This window comes from Aliivibrio sifiae (assembly GCF_002954705.1).
In the GTDB taxonomy this organism is placed as follows: Bacteria; Pseudomonadota; Gammaproteobacteria; order Enterobacterales; family Vibrionaceae; genus Aliivibrio; species Aliivibrio sifiae_A.
This window is the reverse complement of the sequence record NZ_MSCO01000001.1, coordinates 69,883-92,043: the sequence shown is the minus strand read 5'-3', so window position 1 is coordinate 92,043 and position 22,161 is coordinate 69,883. Positions and strand designations below refer to the sequence as shown.

Here is a 22,161-nt window from a genome sequence, read left to right as displayed (position 1 = left end):
AGGCTGATGCCAACCTTTTTTGTTTCTGCCATATAATGCCAACCGTAGTAAATAACTGATCACTCTAACTGGTTAAAATGCTCGATAACTGCGTTGAAATTGTTAATTGTAGAATAACTAATAAAATAATAAGCAATAAAAAAGGCCACCGAAGCGACCTTTTCTCTGACGTGTAAATATCAATAATAATTGATATTATTTAACACGACCTACGTATTCACCCGTGCGAGTATCTACTTTTACTACTTCACCGATAGCGATGAACAGTGGAACACGAACAACAGCGCCTGTTGCTAATGTAGCTGGTTTACCACCAGTACCTTGAGTATCACCTTTCAGACCTGGATCTGTTTCGGTTACTTCGATCTCAACAAAGTTTGGCGGTGTCACTGTAATTGGATTATCATTCCAAAGAGTCAGTGTACAAGTGTCGTTTTCAACTAACCATTTAGCAGCGTCACCCACTGATTTAACATCAGCAGCGATTTGCTCAAAGCTTACGCTGTTCATGAAATGGTAGAATTCGCCATCGCTGTATAGGTAGTCAAGCTCTACATCTACTACATCAGCAAGCTCAAAGCTTTCACCTGATTTAAATGTTTTTTCTAGTGTCTTACCAGAAAGCAGTTTACGAAGTTTTACACGGTTGAATGCTTGGCCTTTACCAGGTTTCACATATTCGTTATCGATAATTGAGCATGGCTCATTATCTAACATAAATTTCAAACCGCCTTTGAATTCATTGGTACTTACTGACGCCATGATTTCCTCTTAACATCGTTGAGTTATAAATAATGTCACACATAATAACCCGAAATGACGCTCCTGTTGAGCAAAACTGGCTCAAAGAGATCTCAAATGCGATCTCAGATCCTCATCAACTGCTTTCAACTCTAGGAATTGATAGCTCACCTTGGGAGAAAGGATTAGAAGCGAAAAGGTTATTTGCGTTACGTGTGCCGACAAGTTTTGTCGATCGAATGGAGTTTGGCAACCCTTTTGATCCTTTATTACGCCAAGTATTGCCTTTAGATCAAGAATTCGAAGTACATGACGGATATTCAACCGATCCTCTTGATGAGCAAGACAATGAACAACCTGGACTTCTGCATAAATACAAAAACCGTGTTTTGCTGATATTAAAAGGAGGTTGCGCGGTAAATTGTCGTTATTGCTTCCGCCGCCACTTCCCTTATCAAGACAACAAAGGCAGTAAATCGATATGGAAAAAATCCATAGATTATATTGCCGAACACCCAGAATTAAATGAAGTGATACTTTCTGGAGGTGATCCGTTGATGGCAAAAGACCATGAGTTAGAGTGGTTAATCGCTCAGTTAGAAAGCATCCCTCATATTAAGCGTCTTCGTATTCATAGCCGTTTACCTGTCGTCATACCTAACCGAATTACAGAGAAATTATGTTCGTTGTTTTCTGAAACTTCACTTCAAATAATTTTAGTTACGCACATCAATCATGCTAATGAAATCTGTTCTGAGCTAATTGAAAAAATGACTCAATTAAAGCACGCTAACGTAACCTTATTAAACCAAAGTGTTTTACTTAAAGGTGTGAATGATACAGCAGAAGCTTTAACTGATTTAAGTGAAGCATTATTTGATGCCGGTATTTTACCTTATTACCTTCATGTATTAGATAAGGTTCAGGGAGCTGCTCACTTCTTTATTTCTGATAAAGAAGCAAAACGATTGATGGGAGAATTAATCGAAAATGTATCAGGCTATCTTGTACCAACATTAGCAAGAGAAATCGGTGGTCGTAAAAGTAAAACACCACTCGACTTATATTTAGAATAAAGCAAGCATTAAGAATAATACATTAAGATAGTCCCTAAATTTCAGGCATAAAAAAACCGAAGCCTAAAACTTCGGTTTTTCTTTTATAGCTTCAAGATATTCTTAGATTAGAATAACTCTTCCGCTACTTTATAAAGATCTAGCTTCTCAGGACGACGCATATTTTCAATCGCATCGATAATATCATGATGAACAAGCTGCTCATTTTGAATACCAACACAACGACCACCATGACCATCAATTAGAAGCTTAACGCCATAGTTACCCATACGAGACGCTAAGATACGGTCGAATGCACCAGGCTGACCGCCACGTTGAATATGACCAAGAACCGTAGCACGAGTCTCACGACCAGTATCAGCTTCAATTTCTTTTGCTAATGCATTTACATCAGTCATTAATTCAGTGATAGCAATAATTGCGTGTTTTTTACCTTTCGCAATGCCGTCTTGAATATTTTGAATTAGTGCTTCTTTGTTTAAGCCAGTCTCTGGAGTAATCACATACTCACAACCGCCCGCAATTGCAGCCATTAATGTTAGATCGCCACAGTGACGGCCCATAACTTCTACAATAGAGATACGTTGGTGAGAAGACGATGTATCACGTAAACGGTCAATGGCATCAATAACAGTGTTTAATGCCGTTAAGTAACCGATAGTGTAATCTGTACCTGCGATATCATTATCGATAGTACCAGGAAGACCGATACATGGGTAACCCATTTCAGTTAGCTTCTTAGCACCCATGTAAGAACCATCACCACCGATAACGATTAACGCATCAATGTCATGTTTCTTAAGGTTTGCAATCGCTTTTTCACGAACAGCTACTTCTTTAAATTCAGGAAAACGTGCTGAACCTAAGAATGTACCGCCGCGGTTGATCATATCAGATACGCTATGGCGCTCTAATTTCTCGATACGATCTTCAACAAGACCTAAGTAGCCATCATGAATACCAAATACTTCTAGGCCTTCCGTTAATGCTGTACGAACAACACCACGAACTGCCGCATTCATACCCGGCGCATCGCCACCACTTGTTAAAACACCAATCTTCTTGACCATGGTTACCCTCTAATATGGTTGGGAATTTCAATTTCAATTTCTAATACAGCAAGCAGACTCCCTAATCTGCTCACCATTAATAATCTGTAATTTTTTTTCTTATGTAAGAGTATTACCATTTTACTGAAAAAGTTCGTTGATTCACATCAGAATCAATCACGACTATTTCATTTTTCTGTTACGAAAAAACAATAATTGCTAATAATACTACTAATTCTTACTGGAACTGAATTTGCTCTCTGTCTGAGTCTAGCACAACTGAAAGCGGGTCTTGATGAATAATAATATCAGAATGTGGGAAAACTGTTAAAAGTTCATCTTCTACTTTGTCAGCAATTCGATGCGCTTCAACCAATGGCATTTGATCTGGAAGCTCTAAATGCAGCTGAATAAATCGAGTCGGTCCTGCAAGGCGGGTTCTTAAATCATGAATACCTTTTACTCCGTCAACACGACAGCATGCTTCTCTAATCTGCTCTAATTCTTCTTTTGGTAGTTGTCTATCTAATAGTAATTGAATTGCTTCATATGCCATCTTAAAGGCACTAATTAAAATATAAACACCAATAATAAGAGCAAAAATAGCATCTGCTTCGTGCCATCCATACCAGCTTAGTGCTAAAGCTAGCATGATTGCGGCATTCATAAATAAATCGGTTTTATAATGCAATGAGTCCGCTGCAATTGCTTGGCTGCCCGTTTGCTTTACTACCCATTGTTGCACCATCACAAGGCCAAAGGTTAAAACAATCGCAAAACCACTCACATAAACTCCGAGTTCAGGAGCGATAACATCTTGAGGACGGAAAAAACGTTCTACACCATTCAATAATAAGAAACAAGCAGAGCCAGAGATAAACATCGCTTGAGCTAATGCCGCTAATGATTCAGCCTTACCATGACCAAAGCTGTGTTCTTCATCAGCCGGTTGCAATGCATAACGAACCACTAAAAGATTGGTAATAGACGCCCCCATATCAAGCAGAGAATCCACCAAAGATGCTAAAAGACTCACCGAGCCTGTTACCCACCAAGTCCCTAATTTGAATAACATTAATATCGTCGCAACAATGGTTGCAAGCCATGCCGCCATTGTGACTAAAGAAGCGTATCGTTGGGTCATCTTTTTTCCATTACCTAAAAAATCAACCCTTAGTATAAAGCCTTAATTCAATAATCGTTATTCCAATTGTTAATATCTCTTCAACAAAATTATAATATAAAAAAACGAGCCTCTATTTCCATAAAGGCTCGTTCTTATCTATTTCTGATTAAATCTAATTATTTAGCACAATCTGCGATGTATTTATCTTGGTTTGCTTTAAATTCTGTTTTTTGCTCTGGTGTTAAAATATTCATCATCTCATGACGTTTCTTCATCATTTCTACACGACGATCAATTTGACGCTCTGACATTTTTTCAGCTAATGAACGCACTGCTTGCTCATCAAAATTATCCGCTAACATCAAATCTTGCATTGCTTGATGATCCGCTTTCATTTCAGCCGTTGGTTGACGTTTGTGACCTTTTTTAGCTTTGTGTTCAGCTTTACGTGCATCACGCATTGCATCAAATTGGTCTTCTTGTGCATCAGTTAGGTCTAAATCTTTGAACGCTTTCTTATTAGCTTTCATCATGCACTTACTTCCGTGCATACCTTCACCGCCTTTCATTCCACCTTCATGATGGCTACCACCCGCTGCGAATGCAGAAGCAGAAGCGAAAAAAAGAGGAAGTACTACTGCGCCTAAAATCATTTTTTTCATCATATTCATTGTGTCTATCTCCGTGGCAGAAAATTCAGTGTAATTAAATGCAGTTCACTTTCGTGCTGCTTGGTATGGACTAAGAATAGCGCAAGCAAAGTAAATGAGTGTCTTTTGAGCGTAAATCAACGTAAAGAGTATTTTGAAGGTTGGTATTCACCTGTTTATTTGGCGATACTATATCCATAAGGTATTACGCAGGTGAATAATAATGGCAAAGATTTTATTAGTTGATGACGATGTGGAGCTAACCGCATTACTTAAAGATATTTTAAGCTTAGAAGGCTATAACGTTGTTGAAGCCAACAATGGGATAGAAGGATTAGCCGCAATTAGTGATGATCTTGATCTTATCTTACTTGATATTATGATGCCAAAAATGAATGGCATGGACATGCTACGTAAATTACGTGAGACCAATGAAACCCCCGTATTGATGCTAACAGCTAAAGGGGAAGAAATTGATCGAGTAATTGGCTTAGAACTTGGCGCGGATGACTATTTACCAAAACCTTTTAGCGATAGAGAGCTGCTTGCTCGCATTCGTGCAATTTTACGTAGAACACAAAGCAAAACTAAAGAAAACCACAATAGCAGCAGTATTAAATATCAAAACATTGAAATATTCATAGGTAAACAAGAAGCCTATCATAATGGTGATTTATTAGATTTAACAGGAACAGAATTTGGATTACTGTCTCAGTTTATTCAAAAGCCTGGAGAAATCATTTCAAAAGAAGACCTCAGCTTAGAAGTGCTTGGAAAACGTCTTGCGCCTTTTGATCGTGCCATTGATATGCATGTATCTAATTTACGTAAAAAACTGCCACCACTGACAGAAGGTAAGCCTCGCATTAAAACACTACGTGGTCGTGGCTATTTATTTGTAGAGGGATAACTCTTGTTTGCTAAGAAAATGAAATTTCCTTTAATCTCAAGTTTATATGGTCGTATCTTTGCCATTTTTTGGTTCACCTTATTACTCGTATTAATAGGGGTTGTTATTGGCCCTAATTTTGATCCACGTGCTCGCCACAATATTGCAACAGAGCATCTAACTAAGATGACGCAAATTGCGGCTTATATTACTGGAAAATACTCAGAACGAGATGACCTCAAGGCCACGTTAAGAGTTATCAGTCATAAAGCACATAAACACGACGAAAATCTAGACCTGTTTTTTACAACACCAACTGGTGAAATTTTAGATAAACCAAAAGAATTACGAGGCAGAAAAAAAGCATTACTTAATTTTTTGACCTTATCTGATGATCCAAAGCTACCACAACAAAAGCTCTATGGTAGAACGATGATGGCAGGTCCGTTTGATATTGTGATCGCTCATGAAACTGTTTATATGTATGTAGGAAGATATTGGAAAAAGCCTCCTCCCTTTATCCTTCGTATTTTAGATAAACCAATACAGCTTTTATTAGTGACCATGCTCGTTAGTACCCCATTTCTATTATGGTTAGCTTGGGCATTAAGCCAACCGGCAAGGCGATTGCAAAAAGCGGCCGAACGGGTTGCCAGAGGTCAATTCGAAAAAGACGAAGCTTTAGAGAGAGGCCCTAAAGAATTCAGAAAAACAGGACAAAGCTTTAACCAAATGGTGGGCTCATTAAACACCATGATTTCAGGTCAACAGCGATTACTTTCTGACATTTCACATGAATTGCGTTCACCATTAACTCGCTTACGAATGGCCACCGCACTTGCTACCCGTAAACAAGGAGAAAGCGCTGAATTATCTCGTATTGATATGGAAGCAGACCGACTTGAACAGATGATTTCAGAGTTATTAGAGCTATCTCGTATTCAAGTGAACAGCCACCAAGAACGAGAGAAGACAGATGCTTATACGCTTTGGTTTGATATCTTAGAAGACGCTAAATTCGAAGCAGAGCACATGAACAAAACACTCTCATATGTTGGGTTAACAGAAACGCCTATTTTTGGGAATCCAAACCTACTAATGAGTGCGATAGAAAACGTAATAAGAAACGCGATAAAATATGGTAATGATGTCATCACGATTCATCTCGCCGTACACGATAATTCACTTGTTATTCATGTTGATGATAATGGTGAAGGTGTACCAGAAGATGAGTTGAATGATATTTTCAAACCTTTTTACCGAGTTTCAACTGCCAGAGACAGAAGCAGCGGTGGTACAGGCTTAGGTCTTGCCATTACTGAGAGTGCAATGCACCAACATAGCGGAACCATCATTGCAAGCAAAAGCCCTCTTGGTGGATTACGAATGACGATTACTTTGCCTATCGAACAATAATAACCTCAGACAACATGGCTTATCTCAAAGTAAGCCATGTTGTTACGAGTACGCTCTACCCCGATACCAATCAATTAGATATACTGCGTTTAATTTCCGTTTATTCAAGAGTTCATTATGTTTGAGATTGCGCTGTACGAACCTGAAATCGCCCCAAATACAGGTAATATTATTCGACTGTCTGCTAACTGTGGTGCAAACCTGCATTTAATTGAACCATTGGGATTTGATTTAGAAGAGAAGAAACTTCGCCGAGCAGGGTTAGATTATCATGACTTAGCTCATGTAAAGCGCCATAAAGATTACGCTGCTTTTCTTGAGTATTTAGAAAATGAAAGCGAAGACGAACACCGTATTTTTGCTTGTACCACCAAAACCACCGGGCACCACACAACACCAAGCTACCAGAAAGGCGACGTATTATTGTTTGGCCCAGAAACGCGTGGCCTACCTGCTGATTTAATCGATGCTCTACCTATGGAGCAACGCGTTCGTATTCCAATGATGCCAGACAGCCGCAGTTTAAACCTATCAAACTCTGTTGCTATCATCGTATTTGAAGCATGGCGTCAAATGGGGTTTGAAGGCGGGTTATAAATTCAATTTTTTATTCTCGCATACAAAAATAGCCACTATTCAGTGGCTATTTTTATACATATCAAGGATAGAGTTTATTAAATTCCATCACCCGAAATAAACGTCTGAGATTTACCATTGAACTGCTGGTCCATATCGAAAGACGGTTTTTCAGAACTAGGACGTCCAACAATTTTAGCCGGAACCCCAGCTACCGTTGTATGAGGAGGAACGGCCTGAAGTACTACAGAACACGAACCAATCTTAGCCCCGACACCAACTTCAATATTACCTAAAATCTTAGCTCCAGCCCCAATCATCACGCCTTCACGGATCTTAGGATGACGGTCACCACACTCTTTACCTGTACCACCTAAGGTTACATCTTGGAGAATAGAAACATCATTTTCTACCACAGCCGTTTCACCAATAACGATACCGGTAGCATGGTCAAACATGATCCCTTTACCTATCGTTGCTGCAGGGTGAACATCCACCTGACAAGCGACTGATATTTCATTCTGCAGATAGGTAGCTAAAGCAACACGCCCTTGCTTCCAAAGCCAGTTGGATACTCGGTAGCCTTGCAATGCATGATACCCTTTTAAATACAGTAAAGGCATTGAGTACATAGAGACGGCAGGATCTCGTGTTACCGTCGCACAAATATCGCAAGCCGCGGCATCAGTAAGAGAAGGGTCAGAGGCAAATGCTTCTTCAACCACCTCTCGTACCGCCATTGCTGGCATCGATGCTGTCGCTAATTTATTAGCAAGAATATAACTTAATGCCGCAGCAAGGTTTTCATGTTTAATAATGGTGGCATGATAAAAGCTTGCAAGCATGGGTTCTTGTTCTGATTGCTCACGCGCTTCTCGAACAATACATTCCCATACTTGATGTTTTTTACATTCTTTCATTTTCATACCATCCTTGAATTATGATTCTGATTTCTTATCTCGTGCTAGTAAATCCTGCGCAGCAACTCTTGCATCTTTTCCTTGATACAATACTTGATAAATTTGCTCAACTATAGGCATTTCTACGCCCATACGTTCTGCAAGTAAAAACACTTCTTTAGTATTTCTATAACCTTCAACGACTTGACCAATTTCAGCTTGAGCACTTTCTACGTCACCACCTTGACCTAAAGCCAAACCAAAGCGACGGTTACGAGATTGGTTATCGGTACACGTTAATACTAAGTCACCTAAACCAGCCATACCCATAAAGGTTTCCGCTTCGGCACCCAATGCAACACCTAAACGGGTCATTTCAGCCAAACCACGAGTGATCAATGCCGTACGAGCATTAGCTCCAAAACCAATGCCATCAGACATACCTGCGCCGATAGCAATCACATTTTTCACAGCACCGCCTAGTTGCATACCAGTGAAATCGTTATTCGCATACACTCGGAACGTTTTTGAACAGTGAATCTTCTCTTGAAGATCTTTAACAAATTGCTGATCAGGTGACGCGACAGCAATCGCTGTTGGCATACCAGAAGCAAGTTCTTTAGCAAAAGTAGGTCCAGAGAGCACAGCCAGAGAATGAGATTCTCCCAATGCTTCTACTGCCACTTCTTTTAATAAACGACCTGTTTCAGGCTCTAGCCCTTTTGTCGCCCAACATACTCGTGAATCTTCACGTAGGAATGGTTTTACATTCCCTAATACCAAACCAAACACATGGCTTGGAACAACAACAAGTAAATCACGGCTCGCTTGAACTGATTTCTCAAGATCCGTCGACATAATCAATGATGGTGGAAAGGCAACACCAGGTAGAAACTCTTCATTTGCACGATCCGCTTCAAGGCGAGCCATATGTGCTTCTTCGTGGCCCCATAAAATCACTTTTGCACCGTTACGAGCAAGAGATATAGCAAGAGAAGTTCCGTATGAACCAGCACCAAGTACGGTCATTGAAATATCAGAGTAATCAGTTTGTGTTGTCATTGTGACCATCCAAAACAAGTATCAAAAGATACAGTAGTAATAAAAACAAAATGCACTTGTTATCAAAATATAGAAGCTATACAAAAATATAGAACCATATTAGATAAAAAAGTGCATTTATTCTCTACAAATTAATCAATAGCGCAATGCCATCAATTCTTCATATCCAAAAGAATTACGCTTGAGCTGGTGCTTCTGCGTTTTCTTGAGCTTGGTTTTGTAGGTAATTCATGAACAATGCGTCAAAGTTAACTGGCGCAAGGTTAAGTTGTGGGAACGTACCTTTAACAACTAAGCTAGAGATTGTTTCACGAGCGTATGGGAAAAGAATGTTCGGGCAGAACGCACCTAGGCAATGTGCTAGTTGAGCTTCTTCCATTTGGCCAGCAGTAAAGATACCGCCTTGTTGAACTTCACATAGGAATGCATTTTCTTCTTCGTTCTTAACGGTAACCGTTAGACGTAGAACTACTTCATAAACACCTTCACCTAGTTCACGGCTTTGAGTATCAAGATCCAGTTTAACATCTGGATTCCACTCTTTTTGGAACATAGTTGGTGAGTTAGGCGCTTCAAAAGATACGTCTTTTAGGAAGATACGTTGAATTGCAAAGTTTTGTTGTTCTTGTTGTGCTGCTTCAGCCATGGGAAAAGTCCTTTATATTTAAATATGTATGAATGCAGAATAACGATGTGATATTACTCTGCATTCGTGATATCTAAAAAATGAGCCAGATATCACATCAAAATGAATCAATTGCTTAGGAAATGGGCAATTACTTTTTGTTTTTTACCGACTTCGCTTTTACTAACGGTAGGTTAGCTTCATTCCAAGAGATCAAACCGTTCTTAAGAAGTTTAACTTGCTCAAAACCAGCTTTATGCAAATCATTTGCTGCCGCTTGAGCTGTTTGACCTGTTTTACATACAACAATAATTGGGGTAGTTTTTGAGTTTTCAAGACCAGATAAGTTACCTGCTTTGATGTCACTTGGTAAAATGTGACGAGCATCCGTAATATGACCTGATTTATATTCATCTTTAGAGCGAACATCTACAACAATCGCATCTTCGCGGTTCATCAGCATCGTTGCTTGTGCTGAATCTATTTCTTGGTAGCCAGATGTTTTTTGTTTTACTACGTTTTGAATTAACGCAACAATAATACCAACCCAAACAACGGCTAAAATCATGTTGTTGGTTACAAAATCGATGATTGACGTTTCCATATTCTTTATCTCTGATTTTTTGGATAACCACATGTCATTAGACAGTTCAGTTACCATAGGCGCTAAAATTAAGGCGAAAGTATACCCTAGGGTTTCTTTTGAAACTAGCGAGGATAAAAAAACAGCCGAATACAGCTAAAATGCTGTGATATTGGTTTTACAATTGAGACCAAACACAAACTCTGTCTAGTCAGGACCCACTCTATCTGAAATAATGCTGCGATGAACATATCCCTTTCAAATACGTTTTTTTCTTTTCGTAAAATCTGTACGACGGCGTTAGTGTGCCTGACATTTAGCTTTCCTCTAACCTCTCATGCTAATGACGCAGAATTAAAGGGAATGAAACAAGAAATATCTCGCCAAAACTCACTATTAAGTAAACAGAAAAAAGAACTCTCTAGTCTGCAAACTAGTTTGAAAAAACATGAGTTATCCATTGCGAACGCGTCTCAAAAAACGCGCAACGCAGAGCGAGAACTAAATTCATTAAAAGTATCGATCGCTGGGTTAAAGCAACAGCAATCCGAGCTAACCCAACAACAAGTAGGTCAGATTGAAATTCTGAAAGACTTGTTAGTTAACTACTACCTCACGAGCCGAAACAATCAACTGTCTAACGTTTTGAGCGGTGATGATGTTAATAAAATCGATCGTATGACTCAATACGCTCAACGTTTATCAGAAGCCAGGGTAGGTGCTATCTCTCAATTAGAGTTCACCACAATGCAACTGAAAGAGAAAGAAGCGTCTTTACTTGAGCAACAGCAACGACAAAGTGACCTGCTTGCCCAGTACACTAAAGAAAAGCAGACACTACAAACATCTCAAAATAAACGTAAGAAAACCGTCTCAAGTATTAAAAATCGTATTTCAAGTGAAAGTGGTTATTTAAACGAGCTACAACAAAATGAAAAACGCTTAAAAGTTGCTATTGCAAAAGCCAAAGCAAAAAACAACGTCCCTATGGATGGAATTGCGCGTCAAAAAGGTCGTCTACCTTGGCCAATCGATAATCCTAAAACATTGCATAGTTTTGGCACTAAACAAACCGGTCAATTAACATGGAAAGGCATGGTATTAGCCAGCCAATACGGAGCACCAGTTAAAGCCGTTGATTCAGGCAAGGTCGTTTTTGCTGATTGGCTACGTGGTTATGGATTAATGATCCTTATTGACCATGGTAAGGGCGATATGACCTTATATGGCTACAATCAAAGTTTAATGAAAAAAGAAGGCGATAAAGTACGTGCAGGTGAAACCATTGCAGTGGTTGGTGACAGTGGTGGTCAAGACAGACCTTCTCTGTACTTTGAAATCCGTCGCAACAGTAAAGCGCAGAACCCCCGTTCTTGGTTAAAGCGTTAATCATTACTTAATTAATCAGTAATTCAGATATTAAAAAAGCCGCGTTATCTCTATTTAGTAACAGGATAACGTGGCTTTTTTTATTCCATTCATATAGCGAATAAATTATTTTAAGGTTTTGTTTGGATCATCTTCTTTACGTTGAAATTCACCTTCAAATACATCACCTTGCTGATCATTCTGATTTGCTTGATCAAATGGGTTACCTTGATTAAACGGACCATTTTGATCAAAACCACCACCGAAACCTGCATGAAAGCCACCTTGGGATGCTCCTATGCCATTCACTTTTACTCGGCTCATTAATTGTTTTGCTAAGTAGGCTCTTGGTGCAGGTAATAAAACCAACATACCTAGCGCATCGGTCATAAAGCCAGGAACAAGTAATAGTACACCAGCAACCGCAAGCATCATGCCTTCTACGATTTGTTGCGCTGGTAATTCACCTTGCTGTAATTTTGATTGTACCGACATCAAGGTTTGGATCCCTTGGCTTCTAACTAATGATGCTCCAACAAAAGCGGTGATAAGCACCAAACCAAGTGTCGGCCACATACCTAACATGCCCCCAACTTGCACAAACAGTGCAATTTCAATAATGGGAACAAAAATAAACATCAGTAATAAAATAGGAAACACAACACACCTCGATTGGATTTAATACGATCTTTCACTTTATATATCTTATTTAGTGTAGCAGGCATTAACCGCAAACCACTTTTTCTCTCTCTATTATGATAGATGCGGCACATCCCCTCGATTTTCAAGAAAGAACTCTGTAAAAGAGTGTAAACAGCCATCAAATTCATTAACTCAAGTAGCAGTTATATAACCTATAAAGTAAAGATATTAACAACTAGTGAGAGCATTATCTCAATTTGAAATATTTTGCAAAAACTAGACTTAAAAAGTGATCAAGTTAACACTTTTACCACTAAAGAGGTGTATGATGACGTTAAAACAAGGCATCAGGTACGATATTGATCACCCTCTGACGAACGGACTCTACTCGCAGATATGATCACTTGGACAGAATCCAATAATTAAAATATAGAACCTTAAAGGCTTACTATGACTCAGATGCTTGATTTAGAAAAAACGAATACTGCAACTCGTATTGAAGAAGATTTGCTAGGTGAACGTCACGTTCCTGCTGAAGCTTACTACGGTATTCATACCCTTCGCGCTATGGAAAACTTCAACATTTCAAATGTAACTATTTCTGATGTTCCTGAGTTTGTTCGTGGCATGATCTACACTAAAAAAGCAGCCGCTTTAGCTAACAAAGAATTAGGTGCTATCCCTTCACAAGTTGGTGAGTACATCATCAAAGCATGTGATTTAATTCTTGAAACTGGCAAGTGCATGGATCAATTCCCATCAGATGTTTTCCAAGGCGGTGCTGGTACTTCAGTTAACATGAATGCTAACGAAGTTATTGCTAACGTTGCTCTTGAACTTATGGGTAAAGAGAAAGGCGAATACGACATCATTAACCCTAATGATCACGTAAACCGTTCTCAATCAACTAACTGTGCATACCCAACAGGCTTCCGTATTGCTGTATACAACAGCATGATGAAACTGATCGAAGCGATTGAATACCTAAAAGGTGCATTCGATCTTAAAGATCAAGAATTCCGTAACGTTTTGAAAATGGGTCGTACTCAGCTTCAAGACGCTGTTCCAATGACTGTTGGTCAAGAGTTCCACGCTTGGGGTGTTCTACTTCAAGAAGAAGTGAAAAACCTTAACTACACAGCGCAACTTCTTTTAGAAGTAAACATCGGCGCGACAGCAATCGGTACTGGCTTAAACGCTGCGACTGGTTACCAAGAAGCAGCGGTTCGTCATCTAGCTGAAGTAACAGGCCTAGAGTGTGTTGCTGCTGAAGACTTAATCGAAGCAACGTCTGACTGTGGTGCTTACGTTATGATCCACGGTGCGCTAAAACGTACTGCGGTTAAAATGTCTAAAATTTGTAATGACTTACGTCTTCTTTCTTCTGGTCCTCGTGCTGGTCTTAATGAATTGAACTTACCTGAGCTTCAAGCTGGTTCTTCAATCATGCCTGCTAAAGTGAACCCTGTAATCCCTGAAGTTGTAAACCAAGTTTGCTTCAAAGTAATCGGTAACGATACTACAGTGACTTTCGCTGCTGAAGCAGGTCAACTGCAATTAAACGTAATGGAACCAGTAATTGGTCAAGCTCTTTTCGAATCTATCGAAATCTTGAAAAATGCATGTGTGAACTTACGTGACAAATGTATCGACGGTATCACGGTAAACAAAGAAGTATGTGAAGCTCACGTATTTAACTCTATCGGTATCGTTACTTACCTAAACCCATTCATTGGCCACCACGAAGGTGACATTGTTGGTAAGATTTGTGCTGAAACAGGCAAAAACGTTCGTGATGTAGTTCTTGAGCGTGGTCTTCTAACTGAAGAGCAATTAGATGACATCTTCTCTGTAGAAAATCTAATGCACCCGCAATACAAAGCAAAACGTTACGATTAATCCGTAACACCTCAAATAGCGAGCTCACTGAAGCTCGCTTTTTTTTATACTAAAAAATTTACTGACAAACAGGTCAAGTAATCATTCATACTTTTATTGATTTGCTGTATATAGCTATGCAATAAAAATCTGAATAATTATTTTAAATTTAAACTTAAACATTGGAGTTATATTATGATTGCTGTACAGCTTCTTGTCGTACTGCTGTTCATCTATTTAGGTGCACGTATCGGCGGTATTGGTATTGGTTTTGCGGGTGGTGCGGGCGTTCTTGTCCTTACCATGATCTTAGGTTTAGACGCGGGCTCTATCCCTATCGATGTTATTTTAATCATCATGTCTGTAATCACGGCTATTGCTGCAATGCAAGTGGCTGGCGGTATGGATTGGTTGGTTGACCTAGCAGAAAAATTCTTACGTAAAAACCCAAAACGTATTACTTTCTACGCACCTATCGTGACTTATTTCATGACGATGCTAGCAGGTACAGGTCACACTGCATTCTCTACACTTCCTGTTATTGCAGAAGTTGCTAAAGAACAAGGTGTTCGTCCTTCTCGCCCACTTTCTATCGCTGTTGTTGCTTCTCAAATTGCAATTACTGCGTCTCCAATCTCTGCGGCAGTTGTTTTCTTCTCTGGTATCCTTGAGCCTCTAGGTGTGGATTACTTAACACTATTAGCAGTATGTATTCCATCAACATTCCTAGCATGCATGGTTGGTGCGTTCGTTGCTAACTTCCTAGGCTGTGAACTGAAAGACGATGTGGTTTATCAAGAACGTCTTGCAAAAGGCCTAATTAAGATGAACGGCGCTGGTAAACGTGAAATTTTACCAACAGCAAAAGCATCTGTTTATATCTTCTGTGTTGCTATCGTCGCTGTTGTTGCTTATGCAACGATGATCAGTGGCAGTGTTGGCCTGATTGAACATCCAACAATTGGCCGTAACGAAGCTATCATGGCGCTAATGCTAACAGCGGCAGCGGCTATCGTTACTTTCACTAAAATTGATGCATCTAAAATTGCTAACGCAGCAACATTCAAATCAGGTATGAGTGCTTGTGTGTGTGTTCTTGGTGTTGCATGGCTTGGCGATACTTTCGTTTCTTCTCATATTGGTGAAATCAAAGAGTTCTCAGCTGAGATCCTTGCACAATACCCGTGGATGCTAGCGATTGTTTTATTCTTTGCTTCTATGCTTCTTTACTCTCAAGGCGCAACAACAACAGCATTAATGCCTGCAGCATTAGCAATTGGTGTTGCACCAATTACTGCGGTTGCTTCTTTTGCGGCAGTGAGTGCATTGTTCGTACTTCCTACTTACCCTACGCTTCTGGCGGCGGTTGAGATGGATGATACTGGCTCAACACGAATTGGTAATCTTGTATTTAACCACCCATTCTTCATTCCGGGTGTTGCAACGATTTCGACTTCTGTTGCACTAGGCTTTGTATTTGGCGGTATTATTCTTTAATTAAGAAAATGCACATATACCACCAAAAATGGCAGCTAATTTAGCTGCCATTTTTTATGTCTTTTAAGTTATGACGTAATCGGTACAACCAATATATCAATAGGAGAGTGATGAATGAGAGGTCGAGAATACGAAATAATTTTACTCAAAAAATCATGGTGATGACCACAAATCAATAGGTCAATTTCATTATCTTTAACCGCTGCCTCAACTTTATGACTAAGATCTCCAGTTCCTACCCAAAAGCTCTCAATCGGAAAATCAGTATACTGCTGAAAATCAGCCAGCCATTTATTTGAAGGCTCATTAAGCGGTTTACGTTCAGGCTCTGCTTGTATATCGACAAGCTCTGGATAAATCTCTCCATGAGTCCCATCAATATGAATATAAGACACTTTTGCACCGACTAAACCAGCCATAGAAACCGCTCTATCAATCAGAACATGACTCTCTTTTGACAGATCCAATGCCACAAGGATATGTTTGTATTTCATCACAACGCCCTCTTCGTCTATTAATAGAATAAGCATAGTTTTAGTCAGGTAAAAATAGTGTCGTAGAGATCTCGAAACCGCAACAAATCAAAAATAATTACCTAAGTGTCAAAAGAGAAATGAGCAGATCATTACTGCAATTGATACTATACTTGTCGAACTCTTGACCATTTCGATAGTCATACCCGTATCTATTTTTATAAAGACTTCCACATGACGAATTTACTCCGATTTCGAGCTGCCCTTTTATCATTCTTCATTCTGTTTATCTCTTTCGCTCCACAAGCTTTGGCTGCGTTTGATTTAACTAAATTACAAAACCAACAAGATTCTTCTTTTGTAACGGTAAATGAAGCGTTTCCTTTTAATTTTATGCAACAAGGGGATCGAGTTTATTTAGATTGGCAAGTAAAGCCTGATTACTATTTATATCAACAACGTATCTCAGTCTCCTCTAATGGGGCTGAAATTGCGGATTTAGTTATGGAAGAAGGCACACCTCATAACGATGAATTTTTTGGTAATGTGAATATCTACACAAAGCCACTGACCATTACGGTGCCATTAATTTCTGTTAGTGATAATGCAGAATTAACCGTTCGTTACCAAGGTTGTGCAAAAGCAGGATTCTGTTATCCACCAGAGATCCGTAAAATTCCATTATCAGCATTAACTGCATCAAGTTCATATCAAGATGAAACGGCAAATACACATGTTGTAGCTAAAAGTGATAGTGCACCCGTTAGCATAGAAAAGAACACATCATTAGATCCTGAACCAAAAGTCATATCTCAAACGCAGCAACAAGAGCTGGCTGATAATCTAGGTGACGCTTGGTGGACACCGTTCTTATTCTTAGCACTTGGTATTGGTCTTGCGTTTACACCTTGTGTATTACCTATGTACCCTATTCTTACGGGTATTGTTTTAGGTGGCGGAAAGCTCTCTCACGGTAAGGCTTTCAAGCTTTCTTTTGTTTACGTTCAAGGCATGGCATTAACCTATACCTTACTTGGGTTAGTGGTTGCTTCGGCAGGTATGCAATTTCAGGCAGCATTACAACATCCTTATGTGTTAATTGGCTTGAGCATCATGTTTGTGCTGCTCGCTCTGTCGATGTTCGGTGCTTACACCATTCAATTACCAAGTAGCCTACAAACCAAACTTAATGACATCAGTAACCAGCAAAAAGGCGGAAACTTAGGTGGTGTGTTTGCCATGGGTGCTATCTCAGGTTTAGTCTGCTCACCATGTACGACTGCACCATTATCAGGAGCACTGCTTTACGTAGCAAAAAGTGGGGATTTACTTACTGGTGCCGTTGCTCTGTATGCTTTGGCTATTGGCATGGGTATTCCATTAATTCTAGCGGCAGTATTTGGTAATAAATTACTACCAAAAGCAGGCGTATGGATGACGCATGTGAAGACGCTGTTTGGCTTTATTCTTCTGGCTGTTCCTGTTTTCTTACTAGAGCGAATTCTTCCTCATAACATCACACCATTTATTTGGTCTGCTCTTGGAATTGCAGCATTTGGTTGGTTATATCATGTCAAAGCGACCATGCCTCAATCATGGAAAACAAGCATTGCTGGCATTATCGCTATTTTAGGTATTGTCGGTTCTGCAATCCCTGTTATTGATGCAATTTCAGGTAAGACGAATACCGAAGTAAGAACGACAACTCAAGCTGTAACATTTAAAAAGATAAGTACGATTGAAGACTTAAACCGAGAATTGGAAGCCGCAAAAACACAAGGCAAACCAGTGATGCTCGACTTCTATGCAGACTGGTGTGTAGCGTGTAAAGAATTTGAAAAGTACACCTTTCATAATAAAAAAGTTGAACCACTTTTAGGTGAGTTTATTTTGCTGCAAGCTGACGTAACAAAAAACAGCCCAGAAGATATCGAACTGCTTAAGCAACTGAAAGTCCTTGGCTTACCCACTATCGATTTTTGGAATGCGAACGGTGAATACTTATCAGCATCGCGCCTAACTGGATTTATGAAAGCAGATCCATTTACTCAGCATTTAAAGCAAAGTGTGAGCTTGGTTAAATAATATGGTCCTTTATTGACCAAAATCATTAGCATTAGCATCGCACTTATTTTACAATGCGAATTAACGCAATTAAGCAAACTATTACATTAATTTTTTGAGGTATATGATGAGACTTATTCCATTAAACCAAGCAGAACAAGTAGGCGCATGGTCAGCACAGCACATTATTAACCGCATCAATGAGTTTAACCCAACAGCAGATCGTCCATTCGTTCTTGGTCTTCCAACTGGTGGTACTCCTCTTAATACTTACAAAAAGCTAATCGAACTGCATAAAGCTGGCGAAGTGAGCTTTAAGAATGTAGTAACATTCAACATGGATGAGTACATTGGCCTTGATGCTAACCACCCAGAATCTTACCGTACTTTCATGTTTGAAAACTTCTTCAACCATGTAGATATTCAAGAAGAAAACATTAACCTTCTAAACGGTAATACTGATAACCACGAAGAAGAATGCCAACGTTACGAAGACAAAATTAAGTCTTACGGTCGCATTAACTTATTCATGGGTGGAGTGGGTAACGATGGTCACATCGCATTCAACGAGCCAGCGTCTTCTTTAGCATCTCGTACTCGTATCAAAACATTGACTGAAGACACTCGCATTGCTAACTCTCGTTTCTTTGATGGCGACATCAACCAAGTACCTAAGTACGCATTAACTATCGGCGTAGGTACTCTGCTTGATTCAGCTGAAATTATGATCCTAATTACAGGTCACAACAAAGCACTTGCTCTACAAGCTGCTGTTGAAGGTTCTGTAAACCACATGTGGACAGTATCAGCACTTCAACTTCACCCTAAATCAGTAATCGTTTGTGATGAACCTTCACAGCAAGAACTGAAAGTGAAAACAGTAAAATACTTTAAAGAACTAGAAGCTGAAAATATCACTCACGTATAATTTTCTACTTTAATTAAAATATCAAAAGGAGAGCGTTAGGTTCTCCTTTTTTATTAATCGCATTAATCACATCACCTAAAACATTTCGTCTGTCTTATCTCCCCACGACCTACCTTTTAATAGAATTTTCTTTTTTATTACAAACCAATCTTATTATTTAGGGCACATCAAACATGATCCCCTCACCCTTTAGTAGTAATTATATCTGTAATAAAATTCCATTTTAAAGCGTTGACTATCAAGCGATTTAATTCGAATCGTGAAAGAAATAACAAAGTGAGATCTAGATCTGATTGGGATTTTATTATTTAAATATAAATTCAACATAAGTGATAAGGATCACCTTTTTGGTATTAACTAAATATCAAAAAGTATGATATTGCGCATTTAATTATTATTGACAATTTCAAATTACAATATTTGTTGTAAATTTTCATATCAATAACGTTATATAGATCTACTTTATTTGAATTAGTTGCTGAGGTTTTGTGGAGAGAGTCACGAATTTCCCGTTATCGGTTCTATTAAAAAATCTATGGTAAATTACATCTGTACTTAGAAATTAACCAATGGCTTTGGCGAGCCATTTTTAAAAAATTTAATAAAACCTCAAACGGGGAATCACTTATGATATCACCAGATGCAAAGATCAAGATACAAAATTTTGGTCGTTTTTTATCAAATATGGTAATGCCTAATATCGGTGCGTTTATCGCATGGGGCTTTATCACGGCTTTATTTATCCCAACAGGTTGGATCCCTAACGAAGCGTTAGCGAAACTTGTTGGGCCAATGATTACTTATTTGCTTCCACTACTTATCGGTTATACCGGTGGTAAATTAGTCGGTGGCGAACGTGGTGCTATCGTTGGTGCGATCACTACTATGGGTGTGATTGTTGGTACTGATATTCCCATGTTCATGGGGGCTATGATGGTTGGTCCTATGGGTGGACTAGCGATTAAAATTTTCGATAAAAAAGTCGATGGAAAAATCAAAAGCGGCTTTGAAATGCTCGTAAACAACTTCTCTGCTGGCATTATTGGTATGCTGTGTGCAATTGTTGCTTTCTACTTTATCGGCCCTTTTGTAAAAGTACTGTCTGCAGGTCTTGCTGGAGGGGTAAATTTCTTAGTAGAAGCAAGCCTTCTTCCACTGACTTCTATTTTTGTTGAACCAGCAAAAATTCTATTCTTAAATAACGCGATTAATCACGGTATCTTCTCTCCTCTTGGTATCCAACAAGCAAACGATGTTGGTCAATCTATTTTCTTCTTAATTGAAGCAAATCCAGGCCCAGGCTTAGGTATTCTTCTTGCTTACATGTTCTTTGGTAAAGGATCCGCAAAACAAACCGCTGGTGGCGCATCTATCATTCATTTCTTTGGTGGTATTCACGAAATTTATTTCCCATATATTTTAATGAATCCACGTTTAATCCTTGCCGCTATTGCGGGTGGTATGACGGGTGTATTTGTCCTAACTCTATTTAATGCAGGTATGGTTGCTCCAGCATCTCCTGGCTCTATCTTTGCCATTTTATTATTAACACCGAAAGCATCAGCTGTTGGCGTTATCTGTTCAATCTTATCTGCAACTGCCGTTTCATTTACTGTTGCAGCAATCCTAATGAAAACTCAAGCGACATCAGATGAAGACGACGGTACTTCATTAGATGATGCGACATCAAAAATGCGTAATATGAAATCTGATTCAAAAGGTCAACCTTCTGGTATCACAGCTGAAAAAAATAACTCAACAAAATTCAATAACATCCAAAAAATCATCGTAGCGTGTGACGCGGGCATGGGGTCAAGTGCCATGGGAGCAGGACTTCTTCGTAAAAAAGTTCAGGAAGCAGGCCTAAATATCAGCGTAACAAACTGTGCTATTAATAACTTACCTACGGATGTCGATATTGTGATTACTCATAAAGATTTAACGGATCGTGCACGTAAGCACGCAGAAAATGCTGAGCATATTTCATTAACAAACTTCTTAGACAGTCATATCTACAACGATTTAGTCGCACGAATTATGGCATCAACTTACCCAGAAGCAGCGAACGATGATGAAATACCACAAATCTCTCCAGTGGCTGCAAATGATGAATTTTTTGCCCCGCAAAATGCACAACCATTTAAAATAGAAGCAAAGAACATCCATCTTGGATTAACGTTTAAAACTAAAGAAGAAGCGATTCAATACGCAGGTGAACAACTTGTGTCTCTTGGATACGCAGAACCAGAATATGTAGCGGCGATGTTTGACCGTGAAAAACTAGTACCAACCTACCTTGGTGAGTCTATTGCCGTACCACATGGAACAATAGAAGCCAAAGACCGTGTAATCAAAACAGGCATAGTCATCTGTCAGTATCCATCAGGTGTTCAATTCACTGAAGACGAAGATGATGTAGCTAAATTGGTTATAGGTATCGCAGCTAAAAATGACGAGCACATACAAGTAATTACATCAATTACCAATGCGCTTGATGAACCTGGTGCCATTGAAAAACTAACATCCACTAACAGCGTTAGTGAAATCTTAGAAATTCTTTCGGGCGAACAAGCAGCATAACGATCACATAGAAAACATAGGTCAACTTTCCCCCTATAG

Annotated in this window: 20 protein-coding genes; 10 read left to right on the top strand and 10 right to left on the bottom strand. The window is 39.2% G+C overall.

The features are described 5' to 3' along the window. Positions 1 to 195 precede the first annotated feature (195 nt). Positions 196 to 762 (bottom strand): elongation factor P, encoded by a 567-nt coding sequence (efp, locus tag BTO22_RS00435; RefSeq protein WP_060992674.1) that lies wholly within the window; start codon positions 760 to 762, stop codon positions 196 to 198. A gap of 32 nt (positions 763 to 794) precedes the next feature. On the opposite strand from efp, the gene epmB reads away from it, so the two are divergent. Then, positions 795 to 1,817 carry an EF-P beta-lysylation protein EpmB gene (gene epmB / locus BTO22_RS00430; RefSeq protein ID WP_105053850.1) on the top strand — a complete coding sequence of 341 codons (1,023 nt, stop codon included), beginning with the start codon at positions 795 to 797 and terminating at the stop codon, positions 1,815 to 1,817. 107 nt (positions 1,818 to 1,924) lie between these two features. On the opposite strand, the gene pfkA is transcribed toward epmB, so the two are convergent. From pfkA to BTO22_RS00415, 3 genes are all read right to left on the bottom strand, one after another. Then, positions 1,925 to 2,887 carry a 6-phosphofructokinase gene (gene pfkA / locus BTO22_RS00425; protein WP_060992676.1) on the bottom strand — a complete coding sequence of 321 codons (963 nt, stop codon included), beginning with the start codon at positions 2,885 to 2,887 and terminating at the stop codon, positions 1,925 to 1,927. Between the two features lie 217 nt (positions 2,888 to 3,104). After that, positions 3,105 to 4,010: a CDF family cation-efflux transporter FieF gene (gene fieF / locus BTO22_RS00420; protein WP_060992677.1), complete on the bottom strand. Its 906-nt coding sequence runs from the start codon at positions 4,008 to 4,010 to the stop codon at positions 3,105 to 3,107. Positions 4,011 to 4,168: 158 nt separating this feature from the next. After that, positions 4,169 to 4,663 carry a CpxP family protein gene (locus tag BTO22_RS00415; RefSeq protein WP_105053849.1) on the bottom strand — a complete coding sequence of 165 codons (495 nt, stop codon included), beginning with the start codon at positions 4,661 to 4,663 and terminating at the stop codon, positions 4,169 to 4,171. A 202-nt stretch (positions 4,664 to 4,865) separates the two neighbouring features. Between BTO22_RS00415 and BTO22_RS00410 the strand changes: the two genes are divergently transcribed. The 3 genes from BTO22_RS00410 (at position 4,866) to trmL (ending at position 7,544) form a co-directional block, all read left to right on the top strand. Further along, positions 4,866 to 5,552, top strand: a complete 687-nt coding sequence (locus BTO22_RS00410; RefSeq protein ID WP_060992679.1) for a response regulator — start codon at positions 4,866 to 4,868, stop codon at positions 5,550 to 5,552. 18 nt (positions 5,553 to 5,570) lie between these two features. Further along, positions 5,571 to 6,947 (top strand): envelope stress sensor histidine kinase CpxA, encoded by a 1,377-nt coding sequence (cpxA, locus tag BTO22_RS00405; RefSeq protein WP_060992680.1) that lies wholly within the window; start codon positions 5,571 to 5,573, stop codon positions 6,945 to 6,947. A 117-nt stretch (positions 6,948 to 7,064) separates the two neighbouring features. After that, the gene (gene trmL / locus BTO22_RS00400) at positions 7,065 to 7,544 is read left to right on the top strand and encodes a tRNA (uridine(34)/cytosine(34)/5-carboxymethylaminomethyluridine(34)-2'-O)-methyltransferase TrmL (protein ID WP_061037430.1); all 480 of its coding nucleotides are present in this window, start codon (positions 7,065 to 7,067) and stop codon (positions 7,542 to 7,544) included. A 77-nt stretch (positions 7,545 to 7,621) separates the two neighbouring features. On the opposite strand, the gene cysE is transcribed toward trmL, so the two are convergent. The 4 genes from cysE to BTO22_RS00380 all read right to left on the bottom strand — a co-directional run bounded on the left by cysE (position 7,622) and on the right by BTO22_RS00380 (position 10,713). Next, on the bottom strand, positions 7,622 to 8,443 hold the full coding sequence (gene cysE, locus BTO22_RS00395; RefSeq protein WP_060992682.1) for a serine O-acetyltransferase: 822 nt from the start codon (positions 8,441 to 8,443) through the stop codon (positions 7,622 to 7,624). Between the two features lie 18 nt (positions 8,444 to 8,461). After that, positions 8,462 to 9,493 (bottom strand): NAD(P)H-dependent glycerol-3-phosphate dehydrogenase, encoded by a 1,032-nt coding sequence (gene gpsA / locus BTO22_RS00390; protein ID WP_105053848.1) that lies wholly within the window; start codon positions 9,491 to 9,493, stop codon positions 8,462 to 8,464. A 166-nt stretch (positions 9,494 to 9,659) separates the two neighbouring features. After that, positions 9,660 to 10,130 carry a protein-export chaperone SecB gene (gene secB / locus BTO22_RS00385; protein WP_060992684.1) on the bottom strand — a complete coding sequence of 157 codons (471 nt, stop codon included), beginning with the start codon at positions 10,128 to 10,130 and terminating at the stop codon, positions 9,660 to 9,662. A 130-nt stretch (positions 10,131 to 10,260) separates the two neighbouring features. Beyond that, a complete protein-coding gene (locus BTO22_RS00380; RefSeq protein WP_060992685.1) occupies positions 10,261 to 10,713 on the bottom strand; it encodes a rhodanese-like domain-containing protein in 453 nt (150 codons plus the stop codon). A gap of 222 nt (positions 10,714 to 10,935) precedes the next feature. On the opposite strand from BTO22_RS00380, the gene BTO22_RS00375 reads away from it, so the two are divergent. Further along, on the top strand, positions 10,936 to 12,081 hold the full coding sequence (locus BTO22_RS00375) for a murein hydrolase activator EnvC family protein (protein ID WP_061030592.1): 1,146 nt from the start codon (positions 10,936 to 10,938) through the stop codon (positions 12,079 to 12,081). Positions 12,082 to 12,186: 105 nt separating this feature from the next. Here BTO22_RS00375 and BTO22_RS00370 read toward each other — a convergent pair whose 3' ends face one another. After that, the gene (locus BTO22_RS00370) at positions 12,187 to 12,720 is read right to left on the bottom strand and encodes an FxsA family protein (RefSeq protein ID WP_060992687.1); all 534 of its coding nucleotides are present in this window, start codon (positions 12,718 to 12,720) and stop codon (positions 12,187 to 12,189) included. Between the two features lie 432 nt (positions 12,721 to 13,152). On the opposite strand from BTO22_RS00370, the gene aspA reads away from it, so the two are divergent. Together aspA and BTO22_RS00360 are read left to right on the top strand one after the other, a co-directional pair. After that, complete coding sequence (gene aspA / locus BTO22_RS00365) at positions 13,153 to 14,601, top strand: aspartate ammonia-lyase (protein ID WP_105053846.1); 1,449 nt, start codon at positions 13,153 to 13,155, stop codon at positions 14,599 to 14,601. A 174-nt stretch (positions 14,602 to 14,775) separates the two neighbouring features. After that, on the top strand, positions 14,776 to 16,077 hold the full coding sequence (locus BTO22_RS00360) for an anaerobic C4-dicarboxylate transporter (RefSeq protein ID WP_060992689.1): 1,302 nt from the start codon (positions 14,776 to 14,778) through the stop codon (positions 16,075 to 16,077). A 68-nt stretch (positions 16,078 to 16,145) separates the two neighbouring features. Here BTO22_RS00360 and BTO22_RS00355 read toward each other — a convergent pair whose 3' ends face one another. Beyond that, complete coding sequence (locus tag BTO22_RS00355) at positions 16,146 to 16,571, bottom strand: universal stress protein (protein WP_060992690.1); 426 nt, start codon at positions 16,569 to 16,571, stop codon at positions 16,146 to 16,148. Between the two features lie 213 nt (positions 16,572 to 16,784). Between BTO22_RS00355 and BTO22_RS00350 the strand changes: the two genes are divergently transcribed. From BTO22_RS00350 to BTO22_RS00340, 3 genes are all read left to right on the top strand, one after another. Next, positions 16,785 to 18,635, top strand: coding sequence for a protein-disulfide reductase DsbD (locus BTO22_RS00350; protein WP_060992691.1), 1,851 nt, complete (start codon positions 16,785 to 16,787; stop codon positions 18,633 to 18,635). 106 nt (positions 18,636 to 18,741) lie between these two features. After that, entirely contained in the window at positions 18,742 to 19,542 is an 801-nt protein-coding gene (gene nagB / locus BTO22_RS00345) for a glucosamine-6-phosphate deaminase (RefSeq protein WP_105053845.1), read from the top strand. Between the two features lie 627 nt (positions 19,543 to 20,169). Further along, positions 20,170 to 22,122 carry a PTS mannitol transporter subunit IICBA gene (locus tag BTO22_RS00340; RefSeq protein WP_105053844.1) on the top strand — a complete coding sequence of 651 codons (1,953 nt, stop codon included), beginning with the start codon at positions 20,170 to 20,172 and terminating at the stop codon, positions 22,120 to 22,122. Positions 22,123 to 22,161 lie beyond the last annotated feature (39 nt).